This is a genomic window from Streptomyces sp. NPDC006733 (genome assembly GCF_040636125.1).
GTDB lineage: Bacteria > Actinomycetota > Actinomycetes > Streptomycetales > Streptomycetaceae > Actinacidiphila.
Map to the genome: position 1 here is coordinate 40,518 of NZ_JBEYJD010000051.1, position 16,244 is coordinate 56,761.

At 72.1% G+C, this 16,244-nt stretch carries 14 protein-coding genes; 12 read left to right on the forward strand and 2 right to left on the reverse strand.

Annotation, left to right across the window (positions count from 1 at the left end; translation table 11 throughout):
- Window positions 1-46 precede the first annotated feature (46 nt).
- Window positions 47-1,690, forward strand: a complete 1,644-nt coding sequence (locus ABZ721_RS33710; protein ID WP_358792593.1) for a fumarate hydratase — start codon at window positions 47-49, stop codon at window positions 1,688-1,690.
- 91 nt (window positions 1,691-1,781) lie between these two features.
- Here the strand turns inward: ABZ721_RS33710 and ABZ721_RS33715 are convergent, their stop codons facing one another.
- Window positions 1,782-3,302 (reverse strand): ricin-type beta-trefoil lectin domain protein, encoded by a 1,521-nt coding sequence (locus ABZ721_RS33715; RefSeq protein WP_358792594.1) that lies wholly within the window; start codon window positions 3,300-3,302, stop codon window positions 1,782-1,784.
- Window positions 3,303-3,422: 120 nt separating this feature from the next.
- On the opposite strand from ABZ721_RS33715, the gene ABZ721_RS33720 reads away from it, so the two are divergent.
- The 9 genes from ABZ721_RS33720 to ABZ721_RS33760 all read left to right on the forward strand — a co-directional run bounded on the left by ABZ721_RS33720 (window position 3,423) and on the right by ABZ721_RS33760 (window position 13,867).
- A complete protein-coding gene (locus tag ABZ721_RS33720; RefSeq protein ID WP_358792595.1) occupies window positions 3,423-4,826 on the forward strand; it encodes a class II fumarate hydratase in 1,404 nt (467 codons plus the stop codon).
- A 23-nt stretch (window positions 4,827-4,849) separates the two neighbouring features.
- On the forward strand, window positions 4,850-5,527 hold the full coding sequence (locus tag ABZ721_RS33725) for a DUF402 domain-containing protein (protein ID WP_358792596.1): 678 nt from the start codon (window positions 4,850-4,852) through the stop codon (window positions 5,525-5,527).
- Between the two features lie 132 nt (window positions 5,528-5,659).
- Window positions 5,660-6,328, forward strand: a complete 669-nt coding sequence (locus ABZ721_RS33730) for a class I SAM-dependent methyltransferase (protein ID WP_358792597.1) — start codon at window positions 5,660-5,662, stop codon at window positions 6,326-6,328.
- A gap of 339 nt (window positions 6,329-6,667) precedes the next feature.
- Window positions 6,668-8,599, forward strand: coding sequence for a SpoIIE family protein phosphatase (locus tag ABZ721_RS33735; protein ID WP_358792607.1), 1,932 nt, complete (start codon window positions 6,668-6,670; stop codon window positions 8,597-8,599).
- Between the two features lie 347 nt (window positions 8,600-8,946).
- The gene (locus tag ABZ721_RS33740; protein ID WP_358792598.1) at window positions 8,947-9,894 is read left to right on the forward strand and encodes an SPFH domain-containing protein; all 948 of its coding nucleotides are present in this window, start codon (window positions 8,947-8,949) and stop codon (window positions 9,892-9,894) included.
- Complete coding sequence (locus ABZ721_RS33745; protein WP_358792599.1) at window positions 9,891-10,145, forward strand: hypothetical protein; 255 nt, start codon at window positions 9,891-9,893, stop codon at window positions 10,143-10,145. Before ABZ721_RS33740 ends, ABZ721_RS33745 begins: the two co-directional genes overlap by 4 nt.
- 79 nt (window positions 10,146-10,224) lie before the next feature.
- Entirely contained in the window at window positions 10,225-10,749 is a 525-nt protein-coding gene (locus tag ABZ721_RS33750; protein WP_358792600.1) for a PadR family transcriptional regulator, read from the forward strand.
- Window positions 10,746-11,447 (forward strand): ABC transporter ATP-binding protein, encoded by a 702-nt coding sequence (locus ABZ721_RS33755; RefSeq protein ID WP_358792601.1) that lies wholly within the window; start codon window positions 10,746-10,748, stop codon window positions 11,445-11,447. Before ABZ721_RS33750 ends, ABZ721_RS33755 begins: the two co-directional genes overlap by 4 nt.
- Entirely contained in the window at window positions 11,444-13,867 is a 2,424-nt protein-coding gene (locus tag ABZ721_RS33760) for an FtsX-like permease family protein (protein ID WP_358792602.1), read from the forward strand. The genes ABZ721_RS33755 and ABZ721_RS33760 overlap by 4 nt, the downstream gene beginning before the upstream one ends.
- Window positions 13,868-13,926: 59 nt before the next feature.
- On the opposite strand, the gene ABZ721_RS33765 is transcribed toward ABZ721_RS33760, so the two are convergent.
- Entirely contained in the window at window positions 13,927-14,934 is a 1,008-nt protein-coding gene (locus ABZ721_RS33765; RefSeq protein ID WP_358792603.1) for a hydrogen peroxide-inducible genes activator, read from the reverse strand.
- Between the two features lie 146 nt (window positions 14,935-15,080).
- Here ABZ721_RS33765 and ABZ721_RS33770 point away from each other — a divergent pair, with 146 nt between their 5' ends.
- The gene (locus ABZ721_RS33770) at window positions 15,081-15,635 is read left to right on the forward strand and encodes a peroxiredoxin (protein ID WP_138352116.1); all 555 of its coding nucleotides are present in this window, start codon (window positions 15,081-15,083) and stop codon (window positions 15,633-15,635) included.
- Window positions 15,636-15,641: 6 nt separating this feature from the next.
- Window positions 15,642-16,184: an alkyl hydroperoxide reductase gene (locus tag ABZ721_RS33775; RefSeq protein ID WP_358792604.1), complete on the forward strand. Its 543-nt coding sequence runs from the start codon at window positions 15,642-15,644 to the stop codon at window positions 16,182-16,184.
- Window positions 16,185-16,244: the final 60 nt, after the last annotated feature.

Sequence of the window (16,244 nt, forward strand, 5' to 3'; positions counted from 1 at the left end):
CTCTACGCTGGGACCCGTCGTCGACGCAGCCGAGTGAGGAACCCCCATGCCCGAGTTCTCCTATACGGATCTTCTCCCCCTCGGTGAGGACACGACGCCGTACCGGCTGATCACCTCCGAGGGCGTGAGCACCTTCGAGGCGGACGGGCGGACCTTCCTCAAGGTCGAGCCGGAGGCGCTGCGCACGCTCGCCGCCGAGGCGATGCACGACATCTCGCACTACCTGCGGCCGGCCCACCTCGCCCAGCTGCGGCGGATCCTCGACGACCCCGAGGCGTCGCCGAACGACCGCTTCGTCGCGCTGGACCTGCTGAAGAACGCGAACATCGCGGCGGCCGGCGTGCTGCCGATGTGCCAGGACACCGGCACCGCCATCGTCATGGGCAAGCGCGGCCAGAACGTGCTGACGTCCGGTGGTGACGAGGCGGCGCTGTCGCACGGCATCTACGACGCCTACACCAAGCTCAACCTGCGGTACTCGCAGATGGCCCCGCTGACCATGTGGGACGAGAAGAACACCGGCTCGAACCTCCCGGCCCAGATCGAGCTGTACGCGACCGACGGCGGCGCGTACAAGTTCCTCTTCATGGCCAAGGGCGGCGGCAGCGCCAACAAGTCGTTCCTCTACCAGGAGACGAAGGCGGTCCTCAACGAGGCCTCCATGATGAAGTTCCTGGAGGAGAAGATCCGCGCCCTGGGTACGGCGGCCTGCCCGCCGTACCACCTGGCGATCGTGGTCGGCGGCACCAGCGCGGAGTTCGCGCTCAAGACCGCGAAGTACGCCTCGGCGCACTACCTGGACGAGCTGCCAGGCGAGGGTTCGCCGGACGGCCACGGCTTCCGCGACCAGGGCCTGGAGGAGAAGGTCTTCGAGCTGACGCAGAAGATCGGCATCGGCGCGCAGTTCGGCGGCAAGTACTTCTGCCACGACGTGCGCGTGGTGCGGCTGCCCCGGCACGGCGCCTCGCTGCCGGTCGCCATCGCGGTCTCCTGCTCCGCCGACCGGCAGGCCGTCGCGAAGATCACCGCCGAGGGCGTCTTCCTGGAGCAGCTGGAGACCGACCCGGCGCGCTTCCTGCCGGAGACCACGGACGAGCACCTGGAGGACGACGTCGTGCGCGTCGACCTCAACCAGCCGATGGCGGACATCCGCGCCGAGCTGTCCCGGTACCCGGTCAAGACCCGGCTGTCGCTGTCCGGCACGCTCGTGGTGGCCCGCGACATCGCGCACGCCAAGATCAAGGAGCGGCTGGACGCGGGCGAGTCCATGCCGCAGTACCTGCACGACCACCCCGTCTACTACGCCGGCCCCGCCAAGACCCCCGAGGGCTTCGCCTCGGGCTCGTTCGGTCCCACCACGGCGGGCCGGATGGACGCGTACGTCGAGCAGTTCCAGGCGGCCGGCGGCTCGTTCGTCATGCTCGCCAAGGGCAACCGCTCGAAGCAGGTGACCGACGCCTGCAAGGCGCACGGCGGCTTCTACCTCGGCTCGATCGGCGGCCCGGCCGCCCGGCTCGCGCAGGACTGCATCAAGAAGGTCGACGTCCTGGAGTACGCGGAGCTGGGCATGGAGGCGGTCTGGAAGATCGAGGTGGAGGACTTCCCCGCGTTCATCGTCGTCGACGACAAGGGCAACGACTTCTTCACCGACCCGTCGGGCCCGGTGCTGTCGATCGGCCGCCGGGGCTGACGCCCCACAACACCGCGGAAGGGCCCCGCCGCTCCATCGGCGGGCCCTTCCTGCTTCCGGTCGTGCTCCCGGTCCTGCTGCCGGCGAGCGGCTACGTGAAGCGCTGGCTCGCGGAGCCGTCGCAGGCCGCCAGGCGCAGCGGCGCGCTCGCGGCGCCCTGCGCCACGCACAGGCCGGAGGCCGCCACCGGGCGGATCGTGCCCCCGCTCAGGGCGAACCGCTGGTTGGTGCCGCCGTGGCAGTCCCACAGGATGAGGCCGGTGCCCGCGCTGTACTTCGAACCGGGCACGTCCAGGCACCGGTCCTGGGTGAGCGCGATGTGCAGCGACTGGTACTGCGGGTCGTAGCCGAAGGACTGGTTGCGCCCGCCGTGGCAGCTCCAGCCGAGCAGCGCGGTGCCGTTGCGTGTCGAGCCGCCGTCGGCGTCCACGCACTGGCCGGTGGCCGCGTTGGTGAGCGGCTTGAACACGTCGTCCCAGGCGCCCTGGCGCAGCACCGGGGTGCCGGTGCTCGCCGGGTCGGCGCAGCCCGCCTCCTGGTAGCCGGAGTTGTAGAGCTGGGTCAGGCACGACGCGAAGGCGGCGTGGCCGCGGGCGTTGGGGTGGAAGGACTGGCGCACCGAGTTGGCGTCGGGCGGGAACGGGTTGCTGACGTTGACGACCAGGCCGCGCGCCCACGTGTTGTCCGTGCACGCCTCGTGCCCGTGGAAGAGCCGCGAGTTGTCGAGGTAGGTCGCCCCGGTGTCCGCCGCGGCCTGGCGCATGCCACGTTCGAAGGCGGGCACGGCGGAGTTGCGGCCCCAGGCGAGGTCCGCGTCGTATCCGGTGCAGCCGCCCGGGATCTTGCCGGGGAAGCTCGGGTTGTCGTAGATGTCGGGGCTCATCGGGCTGGGGTAGCCCATCACCACGAGGCGGTAGTCGGCGTCCGCGTAGCCGGCGTCGCGCATGACCGTCCGCAGGTCCCGCACGGTGGACTCCACCTTGGGCACCAGCGCGTCGACGCGGGCCTGCCAGCCGGGGGCGTACTTGGAGTCGCAGCTGCCCTGCAGCAGGAACCAGCGCTCCACGCAGTCGGTGATGACCGGTCCGAACTGCAGGTCGTCGTTGGCGCCCGCGACCAGCACCACCATCTTGATCTTCGTGTTGCGGGCCTTGATGGCGAGGCTGTCGCTCTGCACCAGCTCGTCCGCGTACTGCTTGCTCCCGCCGATCCTGATGTTGCCGGTGTAGGCGCCGGAGCAGGCGACGTTGTACGTCTCGTCCGCCGGGATGCCCGTGCGGTGGATCGCGGCGTCCGGGGAGCGGTGGCACCAGTTCGCGGGACCGTCGGTGCCGGACTCGTAGGTGCCGACGCCCTCGCCGGAGATCTCGCTGTCCCCGAGCGAGATCAGCCCGGTCCTCCGGTCGGCCACCGGCCGGATCGCCGGGTCCCCGTACAGGGCCGTGGCCTCGGCGGCGCGGATCTGCTCCAGGTCGGCGGGGAGCGGCTTGACGGCGCTCTGCGGGGCGGCGGACGCGGTGGTGGTCAGCCCGGCACCGCCCGCGAGCACGGTCGCGAGCACGGCCAGCACAGTCCCGGCCGCACGACATCGTCTCTTCTTCGACATGCGCATACGTCGCTCCTCCCACAGGAATGAAACGGGCTACGGCACTGTCCTACTGATGGGTATTACTTGGAAGTAGTACGACCATGGGAATGTTGACGAGGCGTTGCCGAGGAAAGGAATCCAGCCATGTCCGAGGAGTCCAACGACCGGCCCTTCCGGATCGAACACGATTCGATGGGCGAGGTACGGGTGCCGGCGGACGCGAAATGGCGGGCCCAGACCCAGCGGGCGGTGGAGAACTTCCCGATCTCCGGCCGGCCGATCGAGCGCGCGCACATCGAGGCGCTGGCCCGGATCAAGGCGGCCGCAGCCAAGGTGAACGCCGGCCTCGGCGTCCTGGACAAGGACATCGCCGACGCGGTCCAGGAGGCCGCGGCCGAGGTGGTGGAGGGCCGCTGGGACGACCAGTTCCCCGTCGACGTCTTCCAGACCGGCTCCGGCACGTCCTCGAACATGAACGCCAACGAGGTCATCGCGACCCTGGCCACCGAGCGGCTGGGCCGCGACGTGCACCCGAACGACCACGTCAACGCGTCGCAGTCGTCCAACGACGTGTTCCCCTCGTCCATCCACATCGCGGCCACCGCCGCCGTCACCCGCGACCTCGTCCCCGCCCTGGAGCACCTGGCGGAGTCCCTGGAGCGCAAGGCGGCCGAGTTCGCGGACGTCGTGAAGTCCGGTCGCACGCACCTGATGGACGCCACGCCCGTGACGCTGGGCCAGGAGTTCGGCGGCTACGCGGCCCAGGTCCGGTACGGCGTCGAGCGGCTGCGGGGCGCGCTGCCCCGGCTGGCGGAGCTGCCGCTCGGCGGCACCGCGGTCGGCACCGGCATCAACACCCCGCCCGGGTTCTCCGCCGCGGTGATCGCCGAGGTGGCGCGGACCACCGGGCTGCCGCTGACCGAGGCGCGCGACCACTTCGAGGCGCAGGGCGCCCGGGACGGCATCGTCGAGGTGTCCGGGCAGCTCAAGACGGTCGCGGTCGGGCTGACCAAGATCTCCAACGATCTGCGCTGGATGGCGTCGGGCCCGCGGACCGGACTGGCCGAGATCAACCTGCCCGACCTCCAGCCGGGCTCGTCGATCATGCCGGGCAAGGTCAACCCGGTGATCCCGGAGGCCGTGCTGATGGTCGCGGCCCAGGTCGCCGGGAACGACCTGACGATCACGATGGCCGGCGCCGCCGGGAACTTCGAGCTCAACGTGATGCTGCCGGTCATCGCGCGGAACGTGCTGGAGTCCGTCCGGCTGCTCGCCAACGTCTCCCGGCTGCTCGCCGACCGCACGGTCGACGGCATCACCGCCAACGTGGAGCGGGCCCGCGAGTACGCGGAGTCCTCGCCGTCGGTGGTCACGCCGCTCAACAAGTACCTCGGCTACGAGGAGGCGGCCAAGGTCGCCAAGAAGGCCGTCGCGGAGCGGAAGCGGATCCGGGACGTGGTGATCGAACTGGGCTACGTCGAGCAGGGAAAACTGACCGAGGAGCAGTTGGACGCGGCACTGGATGTGCTGCGCATGACCCATCCTTAAGGGCTGATCCGTAAGATCTGTTCATGACAGCCGACACTCTTCTTGACGGAAACGGGCCGAGTACCAGCGGCTACTGGTCGCCGGGTGAGCAAGTGTTGTGGCGTTATCGGGGCAACGGCACCGACGAGCTGCACATCTGCCGCCCGGTGACCGTCGTGCGCGACGACGCCGAGCTGCTCGCGGTCTGGATGGCCCCCGGCACGTCCTGCGTGAAACCGGTGCTCGCCGACGGCTCGCCCATCCACCGCGAGCCGCTCGCGACCCGCTATCTGAAACCGCGCACTACGCGCGTCGATCAGTGGTGGGGCACGGGTGTGCTGAAACTCGCACACCCCGGCGACCCGTGGTCGGTCTGGCTCTTCTGGGACAAACACTGGCATTTCAAGAACTGGTACGTGAACCTGGAAGAGCCGCGCAGGCGGTGGTCCGGGGGTGTGGACTCCGAGGACCACTTCCTGGACATCGCGGTCCGCCCGGACCGCAGCTGGCACTGGCTGGACGAGGACGAGTTCGCCCAGGCGCAGCTCGCGGGCCTTATGCCCACCGAACGTGCCGAGCGGGTACGGTCGGCCGGACTGGCCGCGGCCGAGGTCATCCGGGCCTGGGGCCGGCCCTACCGGGACGGCTGGGAGGACTGGCGCCCGGATCCCGGCTGGCCGGTACCGTCACTCCCGGACGACTGGAACCGTCCGGCAAAGTGACCTCGTGAGCCCCTTGATGCGCCCCGGGTCGTCAAACGTAGGATCGGGCTCCGCAACATTGAGCAATTCCGAACCTGCACCCAGAGCCTGACGCCAAGTCATCAGCCACGCGCACCAAGGAGGACCGAGGCAGTGGGAACCGGCGGCTACGAGGACACAGAGCGGGACCGCGACGGCCAGGCCGAAGCGTTCGACGCGATCGGCGACCGGTACGACGAGGCGTTTCCCCACAAGGACGGCCAGGTCATCGCGGGCAAGTGGCTCGCCGAGAAGCTGCCCACCGGATCGCGGGTGCTCGACCTGGGCTGCGGCACCGGCCTGCCCAGCATCCGGCAGCTCGCCGAGGCGGGGCATCGGGTCGTCGGCGTCGACCTCTCCGCCGGGATGCTCGCGCTGGCCGCGCAGTACGTCCCGGAGGCCGAGTTCCACCAGGGGGACATCGCCGACGTCCACCCCGGTGGCCCACTCGACCTGGGCCGGTTCGACGCGGTCACGGCCTTCTTCTCGCTGCTGATGCTGCCGCGCGCCGAGATTCCCCACACGCTGCGCGCCATTCATGATCTGCTGGAGCCGGAAGGCCTCTTCGTCCTGTCGATGGTCGAAGCGGATGTGGACGATTTCGCCATCCCGTTCCTTGGTAACACCATCCGGGTATCCGGTTATCTACGGGATGATTTGCACCAGGTGGTGGCGGACGCGGGCTTCGCGGTGATCGAGGAGGACTCGTACGCCTATGCACCGGCGAGCACGGACGTGCCGCCGGAGGAGCAGCTCTTCCTCTACTGCCGACGACGCGCCTGACACGGCCCAATCCCCCGCCGCGGCCAGCGCGTGGCGCATCAACCGGATGGAACGACTCGCGTGACCACGGATCGCACGCCCCCGCCCCCGGCGCGGCAACCGGGACCGGACGCCGCCCTGCCGGCACCGCTGCCGGACCCGCGCGGCGGTTTCCGCCTGCCCCCGGGCTCCGATCAGGGGGACCAGCCTGCCCAGCCCGCCCAAGCGCCGCTCGACAACCGTTCCGCGCGCGACCGGAAGGCGGCCGGGGCCGCGGCCGCGGCCCGGCGCGACCAGCCGGCCGACGCGTCGTTCGCCAGCACCCCGCCCCGCGGCACCACGGGGCCCGGGGGCGCCGCCATGGAGCCGGCGGGCCATCCCCGGCACGAGGAGCCGGCCGAGCCGACCCCGGTGACGCCCGCGGGGCCCGCGTCGCCCACCCCGCCCGGCGGCACCCCGGCCGGCCGCCCGGGGACCCCGGGCGCCGAGGCCGAGCGGCTGCGCTACGTCGGGGCGGCCACCCGGCGGATCGCCCGCGGCCTGGACCTCGACGAGATCCTGCTGGGCCTGTGCCGCTCCGCGGTCCCCGCGTTCGCCGACGCGATCCTGGTCTACCTCCGCGACCCGCTGCCGGTCGGCGACGAACGGCCCTCGGGTCCGCTCGTGCTGCGCCTGCGGCGTGCCGACGGCGGCCTGGACGAGCCCAGCGGGCAGTCCTACGTCGGCACCGTGCTGCCCCCGGTGCCGGCCGAGCCGGCCGCCTACGGCGGCGCCGCCGAGAGCACCCTCGTCCGGCTGGACGGGCCGCTCGCGGAGGTGCTGCGCGGGGTGCGCCCGGTCTTCGCCGAGCACCCGCAGTCCGCCGCCGCGCTGGAGGAACTGCTGCGCTTCGGCGAGGGCCCCTCGGCCTCCGCCGGCGCGTCCCGGCTCGGTGAACGGCCCGGATTACACCCCGAGCCGGGTACCGCCAGGTCCGACCGGAACGACGGGTCGCCGCACTCCCCCGTCCTGCCGACCGGACGCCGCGCGATACTCGCCCCGCTGCGCGGCCGGCGCCGGGTCATCGGCGCCGCCGTGCTGCTGCGCCGCCCCGACCGCCCGCCGTTCGAATCCGACGACCTGCTGGTCGCCGCCCAGCTCGCCACCCACACGGCGCTGGGCGTCGACAAGGCGGTGCTCTACGGGCGCGAGGCGTACATCGCGGACGCCCTGCAGCGCGAGATGCTGCCCGACTCCCTGCCGCAGCCCACCGGGGTCCGGCTCGCCAGCCGGTACCTGCCGGCCGCCGAGTCGGCCCGGGTCGGCGGCGACTGGTACGACGCGATCCCGCTGCCCGGCAGCCGGGTCGCGCTCGTCGTCGGCGACGTCATGGGCCACTCCATGACCTCGGCGGCGATCATGGGCCAGCTGCGCACCACCGTGCAGACCCTCGCGGGGCTCGACCTGGCGCCGCAGGAGGTGCTCTACCACCTGGACGAGCAGGCCCAGCGGCTCGGCAGCGACCGCATGGCCACCTGCGTGTACGCGGTCTACGACCCGATCGCCCACCGCTTGGTCGTCGCCAACGCGGGACATCCGCCGCCCATCCTGCTGCACGCCAACGGCCTGGCCGAGGTACTGCGGGTACCGCCGGGCGCGCCGATCGGCGTCGGCGGGGTGCCGTTCGAGGCCGTCGAGCTGCCGGCGCCCGCCGGGGCGACGCTCGTGCTGTACACCGACGGCCTCGTCGAGTCGCGGACGCGGGACGTATGGGGCGGCATCGAGCTGCTGCGCGAGCGGCTGCACGACGCCGCGACCGTGCTGTCGCCGCCGCCGCTGGAGCCGCTCTGCGACGAGATCCTGGAGATCCTCGGCCCCGGCGACCGGGACGACGACATCGCGCTGCTCGCCGCCCGCTTCGACGGGATCTCGCCGAGCGATGTCGCGTACTGGTACCTGGAGCCGCAGCCGCAGACCGCGGGGCGGGCCCGGCGGCTCGCCCGCCAGGCGCTGCGCCGCTGGGACCTGGAGCACCTGATCGAGCCGACCGAGCTGCTGGTGAGCGAGATCGTCACCAACGCCGTCCGGTACGCGGAGCGGCCCATCACGCTGCGGCTGCTCCGTACCGACGTGCTGCGCTGCGAGGTCGGCGACGACGCGCCGCTGCTGCCGCAGATGCGGCACGCCCAGCCGCAGGACGAGGGCGGCCGCGGCCTGTACCTCGTCAGCCGGATGGCCCAGCGATGGGGCGCCACGCGGCTGAGCGCGGGCAAGGTCGTCTGGTTCGAGCTGGCCGTTCCGTCGGTTCCGTAGCCACCGGAGTCGGCTCCGCGGGCACGGGCGCGCCCGGCCGAGGCGCGCCCGCCGGCGCCGCCCCGCGCGCCCGTCAGCAGCATGCCGTGGCCGGCGTGCCGAGCGGGCGCATCGGTGCGAGGGTGGTCGGAGCCACCCCGCGCCCGGTCGGCGCGGTCGGCGACGAGCCCCTCCGGCTCCGAGGACGCAGCCCCGGCGCACGTGGTCACCCCCCTCCGTGCCCCGGGGCTGCATCGCGTCCCCGTCCCGATGTCCTGGTGCCACCTCATGGCCTGGGCTCCGGCTAATGTGCTATCACTATGCTAGCCGAGCGAACGAGCACGGCGCGCATCGTGAACGGGGTACCCATGTCCGAGCACCGCACCGACGACCTCCAGCCCGAGATCCCCGAAATGCCCGCCCCGAAGGTCACCGAGCGGGTGGCCGCCGGCATGCCGGGGCTGCCCTTCCTGCTGATCGCCGTCCCCGTCCTGTTCGGCGGCATCGCGCTCTTCATCGGCGGCATCGCCGAGGCGAAGGACAGCGGCGGCGCCCTGGCGGGCGGCCTGATCGCCGCCGGGGTGGTGATCGCGCTCGCCGCCTTCATCACCATGTTCGGCCTCACCCAGGTCGCTCCCGGCGAGGCCCGCGTCTGCCAGCTCTTCGGCCGCTACCAGGGCACCATCCGGCAGGACGGGCTGCGCTGGGTGAACCCGTTCACCAGCCGCCGCAAGATCTCCACCCGGATCCGCAACCACGAGACCGCGGTCCTGAAGGTCAACGACTCGTACGGCAACCCGATCGAGCTGGCCGCCGTCGTCGTCTGGCAGGTCAGGGACTCGGCGCAGGCGGTCTTCGAGGTCGACGACTTCGTGGAGTTCATCGCCATCCAGACCGACACCGCCGTCCGGCACATCGCCACGAACTACCCGTACGACGCGCACGACCTGGAGGGCCTGTCGCTGCGCGGCAACGCCGAGGAGATCACCGAGAAGCTCTCCGTCGAGATCGCCGCCCGGGTCGGAGCGGCCGGTGTGAAGATCATCGAGTCCCGCTTCACCCACCTCGCCTACGCCCCCGAGATCGCCTCCGCGATGCTCCAGCGCCAGCAGGCCGGGGCGATCGTGGCCGCCCGCCAGACCATCGTCGAGGGGGCGGTCGGCATGGTCGAGTCCGCGCTGACCCGGATCTCCGAGCAGGGCATCGTGGAGCTCGACGAGGAGCGCAAGGCCGCCATGGTCAGCAACCTGCTCGTCGTCCTGTGCGGCGACCGCGCCGCCCAGCCCGTACTCAACACCGGAACCCTCTACCAGTGACGGAACCCGCTCCCCGCAGCGCCCGCAAGCAGGTGCTGCTGAGGCTCGACCCCGCCGTCCACGACGCCCTGGCGACGTGGGCGGCGACCGAGCTCCGCAGCACCAACGCGCAGATCGAGTTCCTGCTGCGCCGGGCCCTCGCCGAGGCCGGGCGCCTGCCCGGCGCAGCCCAGCCGATCGCCCGCAGGGGCCGGCCGCCCCGGCCGCCGAAGCCGGCGGAAGACCCGGGGGAGAATCCGAAGGAGACCTGAGCCACCTCTCTGACCTGCGATATTGCACTACACACTACGTCTATACACACCACGTATACACGTCATGTAGAGTGCTCGCATGTCAATCGGCCACACCCTGCTCGGGCTTCTTGAGTCCGGCCCACGCCATGGTTACGACCTCAAGCGCGCCTTCGACGAACGCTTCGGACACGACCGCCCGCTGCACTACGGGCAGGTCTATTCGACGATGGCCCGGCTGCTGAAGAACGGGCTCGTGGAGGTCGAGGGCATAGAGCCCGGCGCCGGCCCCGAGCGCAAGCGCTACGCGATCACCGACGCCGGGCTGACCGACGTCGAGACGTGGCTCGCCCAGCCCGAGAAGCCCGAGCCGTACCTGCAGACGACCCTCTACACGAAGGTCGTCCTGGCGCTGCTGACCGGTCGCAGCGCCGTCGACCTGCTGGACACCCAGCGGGCCGAGCACCTGCGCCTCATGCGCGAGCTGACCCGCCGCAAGTCCGGCGGCGACCTCGCCGACCAGCTCATCTGCGACCACGCCCTGTTCCACCTCGAAGCGGATCTGCGGTGGCTGGAACTGACCGCCGCCCGGCTCGACCAGCTCGCGACGGAGGTCCGCCCGTGACCAGCTCGACCCCCCAGGCCGGCGCGGCGCTGCTGACCGCCGACGCGCTGCGCAAGACCTACGGCCCGACCCCCGCCCTGGACGGCGCCGACTTCACCATCCGCTCCGGCGAGGTCGTGGCCGTGATGGGCCCCTCCGGCTCCGGCAAGTCGACGCTGCTGCACTGCCTCGCCGGCATCGTGCGGCCCGACTCCGGCAAGGTCCTGTACCGGGGCGACGAACTGTCCGCGATGACCGACGCCCAGCGCAGCGCGCTGCGCCGCGGCGACTTCGGGTTCGTCTTCCAGTTCGGCCAGCTCGTCCCCGAGCTGACCTGCGTCGAGAACGTCGCGCTCCCGCTGCGGCTGAACGGCACCCGCCGCAAGGAGGCCGAGCGGCTGGCCACCGAGTGGCTGCACCGGCTGGAGGTCGACGACCTCGGCCACAAGCGCCCCGGCGAGGTCTCCGGCGGCCAGGGCCAGCGCGTCGCCGTGGCCCGCGCGCTCGTCGGCGGACCCCGGGTGGTCTTCGCGGACGAACCGACCGGTGCCCTGGACTCCCTCAACGGCGAGCGCGTCATGCGGCTGCTGACCGACGCCGCCCGTGACACCGGCGCGGCCGTCGTCCTGGTCACCCACGAGGCGCGGGTCGCCGCGTACTCCGACCGCGAGATCGTCGTGCGGGACGGCAAGTCCCGCGACATGGAGCGGGTCGCGTGAGCACGCCTTCCGACACCACCGCGCGCACCACCGCACCCGCCGCCGCCCGCACCGACGTCCGCACCTGGGCCCGTGACCTCGCCCTCGGCGCGCGCTTCACGCTCGCCGGCGGCCGGGAGGGCTGGATCCGCGGCCTGCTGACCGCCGTCGGCGTCGGCCTCGGGGTGGCGGTGCTGCTGCTGGCCTCCGCCGTCCCGGCGATGATGGACGCCCGCTCGCACCGCAGCCATGACCGCGACGACATGTACTTCGGCGAGAAGCTGCGGCCGAGCGCCGCGACGCTGCTGATCGACTCCGCCGACACCGTGTACCACGGCAAGGACATCTACGGCCGGGTCCTGCGCCCCGACGGGGACAAGGCCCCGGTGCCGCCGGGCCTCGCGAGGATCCCGGCTCCCGGCGAGATGGTGGTCTCCCCCGCCCTCGCCAAGGTGCTGGACTCCCCCGACGGCAAGCTGCTCAAGGAGCGGCTGCCCTACCGCGTCACCGGCACCATCGCCAAGGCCGGGCTGCTCGGCCCGACCGAACTCGTCTACTACGCGGGCAGCGACACCCTCACCGACGCCCGCGGCCACGCCACCCGCGTGGACCGGATCGGCGGCCAGCAGCACGACTCCGAGGGGCTGGGGCCCATCCTGACCCTGCTCGTCATCATCGGCCTCGTCGTGCTGCTGATGCCGGTGGCCATCCTCATCGCCACCGCCGTCCGCTTCGGCGGCGAACGCCGCGACCGGCGGCTCGCCGCCCTGCGCCTGGTCGGCGCCGACAACCGGATGACCCGGCGGATCGCCGCCGGCGAGGCGCTCGTCGGCGCCCTGGTCGGGCTGGTGTTCGGGCTCGGGTTCTTCCTGCTCGGGCGGCACTTCACCGGGCAGATCGAGCTCTACAACATGAGCGTCTTCTCCTCGGACGTGCGGCCCAGCGCCGGCCTCGCCCTGCTGATCGTGCTCGGCGTCCCGGCGGCGGCCGTCGCCGTCACCGTCCTCGCGCTGCGCGGCATCGCCATCGAGCCGCTGGGCGTCGTCCGGAACGCGGCACTGCGCAAGCGCCGGCTGTGGTGGCGGCTGCTCATGCCCGTCCTCGGACTGGCCCTGCTGGCACCGCTGTTCGGCGGCGTCCAGGGCGACGCGGACCTCAACGCGTACCAGGTCTCGGCCGGCGCGATCCTGCTGCTCGTCGGCGTCACCGCCGTCCTGCCCTGGCTCATCGAGATGATCGTCAACCGCTTCGGCGGCGGCCGCGTCCCGTGGCAGCTCGCCACCCGCCGCCTGCAGCTCAACAGCGGCGCCTCCGCGCGGATGGTGCAGGGGATCACCGTCGCGGTGGCCGGCGCCATCGCCCTGCAGATGCTCTTCGGCGGCATCGAGAACGACTTCACCACCAATACCGGCAGGGACCCTAACCGGGCCCAGATGCAGGCGGCCTTCGACGTCACGAGCGGCTCGCAGGCGACCACGACCTTCGACGCGTACCGCACCACCCCGGGGGTGCGCTCGTCGCTCGGCCTCGTCCAGGCGTCCGCCATTCCCGGCGGCGCGGCGGCGAAGGCGAAGGCCTCCGGCAGCCCCGACGCGGTGAGCGAGATCCTGGAGTTCCCGGTGTTCGTCGGCGACTGCGCCGCGCTCGCCGAGATCGCCGCCGTCGGCGACTGCCGCGACGGGAGCGTCTTCCGGGTCCTGCCGGACGCGTCGTACACGACCCCGCCGGACGTCACCGGGGCCGGCGGGCAGCTGGACCTCAACGCCCCGGACGGCGGCGTGCTGACGGGGCCGTCCCGGCCCTGGTCCGTCCCCGCGGACACCCGCACGGTGAAGTCCCGCCCGAGCCCCAACGGCGACCTGCAGTGGGGCATCCTCGCCACGCCCGCCGCCCTGGACGTGGCGCGGATGCGGGACCCGCGCGCCACGGTGCTGGTCAAGCTCGACGCGCAGCGGCCGGACGCGGAGGAACACGTCCGCAACACCACGGCGAAGCTGGGCTCGGGCGCGAGCGTCTACACGCTGGAGAGCACCCGCACGGCGCACAAGTACACGAGCATCAAGCGCGGCCTGCTCATCGGCGCGGTCACCACGCTGCTGCTGATCGGCGTCAGCCTGCTGGTCTCGATGCTGGAGCAGCTGCGCGAGCGCAAGAAGCTGCTCGCGGTGCTGATCGCCTTCGGCACCCGGCGCTCCACCCTGGGGCTGTCGGTGCTGTTGCAGACCGCCCTGCCGGTCGCCCTCGGCCTGGCGCTGGCCGTCGTCGGGGGTCTGGGGCTCGGCTCCGTCCTGCTGAAGATGGTCGGCTCGCCGATCCGCGTCGACTGGGTGAGCGCCGCGACGATGTCGGGCGTCGGGGCGGGCGTCGTCCTGCTCGTCACCCTGCTCAGCCTGCCGCCGCTGTGGCGCATGATGCGCCCGGACGGGCTGCGGACCGAGTAGCCGGGCCGCGGACCGCACCGCACCCACCGATCCGGCGCCGCCGGCCGGACCTGCTTCCCTCAGGCCCGGCCGGCGTCCGCCGTCGTGCCGCCCGGCGCCGTACCGGGCGCGGCCGTGCCGTCCGCCGCCGTTTCGTCCGCGTCCAGGACCCGGACCGGCAGCGGCCGCAGCGCCTCGCGCAGCGCGGCGGCGAAGGCGGTGAACTCCTCCGCGCGGGCGGTCCCGCTCCGCATCGCGAGGGCGATCCGCCGCGACGGCGCCGGGTCCTCGAAGTACCCGGTCGACAGCTGGTCGTTGCGCCCGGTCTCCACCAGCAGCGCGGTCCGCGGCAGCAGCGTCACCCCGAGCCCGCCCGCGACCAGCTGCACGAGCGTGGAGAGCCCGGCCGCGGTCGTCGTCACCGGCACCCCGCCCGGCCGTCCCGCCTCCCGGCAGATGTCGAGCGCCTGGTCGCGCAGGCAGTGCCCCTCGTCGAGCAGCAGCAGGTCCATCTCCCGCAGCGCCTCCCGCGGGATGGCCTGCCGCCCGGCCAGCCAGTGCCCCTGGGGCGCGACCACGGCGAAGTCCTCGTCGAACAGCGGCAGTTCGGTCACCCCGGGCATCCCGAGCGGCACCGCGAGCAGCAGCAGGTCCAGCCGCCCGCCGGTCAGCCCCTCCAGCAGCGACGACGTCTGCTCCTCGTGCACCTGCAGATCCAGCTCGGGGTAGCGCACGTGCACCAGCCGCAGCACCGTCGGCAGCAGGTACGGCGCGACGGTCGGGATCACCCCGAGCCGCAGCACCCCGGTGAACGGCGCCCGCGCCGCCTCCGCCTCCTCCATCAGCTCCCCCACGGCGTCGAGCACGCTCCGTGTCCGCGCGGCGATCCGCTCCCCGGCGGCGGTCAGCAGCACCCTGCGCGTCGTCCGCTCGACCAACTGCACCCCCAGCGTCTCCTCCAGCGCGGCCACCGCCCCGGAGAGCGCCGGCTGGCTGGTCCCGATGGACGCCGCCGCGTCACGAAAGTGCAGGTGTTCGGCCACGGCGGCGAAGGCCCGCAACTGCGGCAGGCTGGGTTGCTTGCTCATGACCACTCCCGGCTACTGATAGGTGACTCCGATCAACGCCGTCGAGTCTAGCTATTTCCGCGATCAATGATCTCCATGGGAGGGTGTTATACGTCCAACCTGCTGGAAAACCCCAAAAGGGATTTCCTACGTAACAAGGAGAGCGTGTGCTCACTGTCGGTGACAAGTTCCCCACCTACGACCTGACCGCCTGCGTCGACCTCGACGCGGACAAGGCCTTCGCTCAGATCGACCACAAGTCGTACGAGGGCAAGTGGCGCGTGGTGTTCTTCTGGCCGAAGGACTTCACCTTCGTCTGCCCGACCGAGATCGCCGCGTTCGGCAAGCTGAACGACGAGTTCGCCGACCGTGACGCCCAGATCCTGGGTGTCTCCGGCGACTCCGAGTTCGTGCACCACGCCTGGCGCAAGGACCACGCCGACCTGCGTGACCTGCCCTTCCCGATGCTCGCGGACTCCAAGCACGAGCTCATGCGCGACTGCGGCGTCGAGGGCGAGGACGGCTTCGCGCAGCGTGCCGTGTTCATCGTCGACCCGAACAACGAGATCCAGTTCACGATGGTGACCGCCGGCTCCGTGGGGCGCAACCCCAAGGAGGTGCTGCGGGTGCTCGACGCGCTGCAGACCGACGAGCTGTGCCCGTGCAACTGGAGCAAGGGCGAGACGACCCTCGACCCGGTCGCGCTCCTCGCGGGCGAGTGATCCGGTATGTCACTGGACAACCTCAAGTCGGCGCTGCCCGACTACGCCAAGGACCTGAAGCTCAACCTCGGCTCGGTCATCGGTAACTCCGAGCTCCCGCAGCAGCAGCTGTGGGGCACGGTGCTCGCCGTCGCCATCGCGTCGCGCTCGCCGCGGGTGCTGAGCGAGCTGGAGCCGGAGGCGAAGGCCAACCTGACGCCCGAGGCGTACACCGCCGCGAAGTCCGCCGCCGCCATCATGGCGATGAACAACGTCTTCTACCGGACCCGGCACCTGCTGTCGGACCCGGAGTACGGCACGCTGCGCGCGGGGCTGCGGATGAACGTCATCGGCAACCCGGGTGTGGAGAAGGTCGACTTCGAGCTGTGGTCGCTGGCCGTCTCGGCCGTCAACGGCTGCGGCCAGTGCCTGGACTCGCACGAGGCCGTCCTCCGCAAGGCGGAGGTCTCCCGCGAGACGATCCAGGAGGCGGTCAAGATCGCCGCCGTCGTCCAGGCGGTCGGCACGACGCTGGACGCCGAGGCCGTCATCTCCGGCAGCGCCGGCTGAACGGTCCCACCCCGCACGTACGAAGGGCCCCCGACCGATGGTCGGGGGCCCTTCCGACCT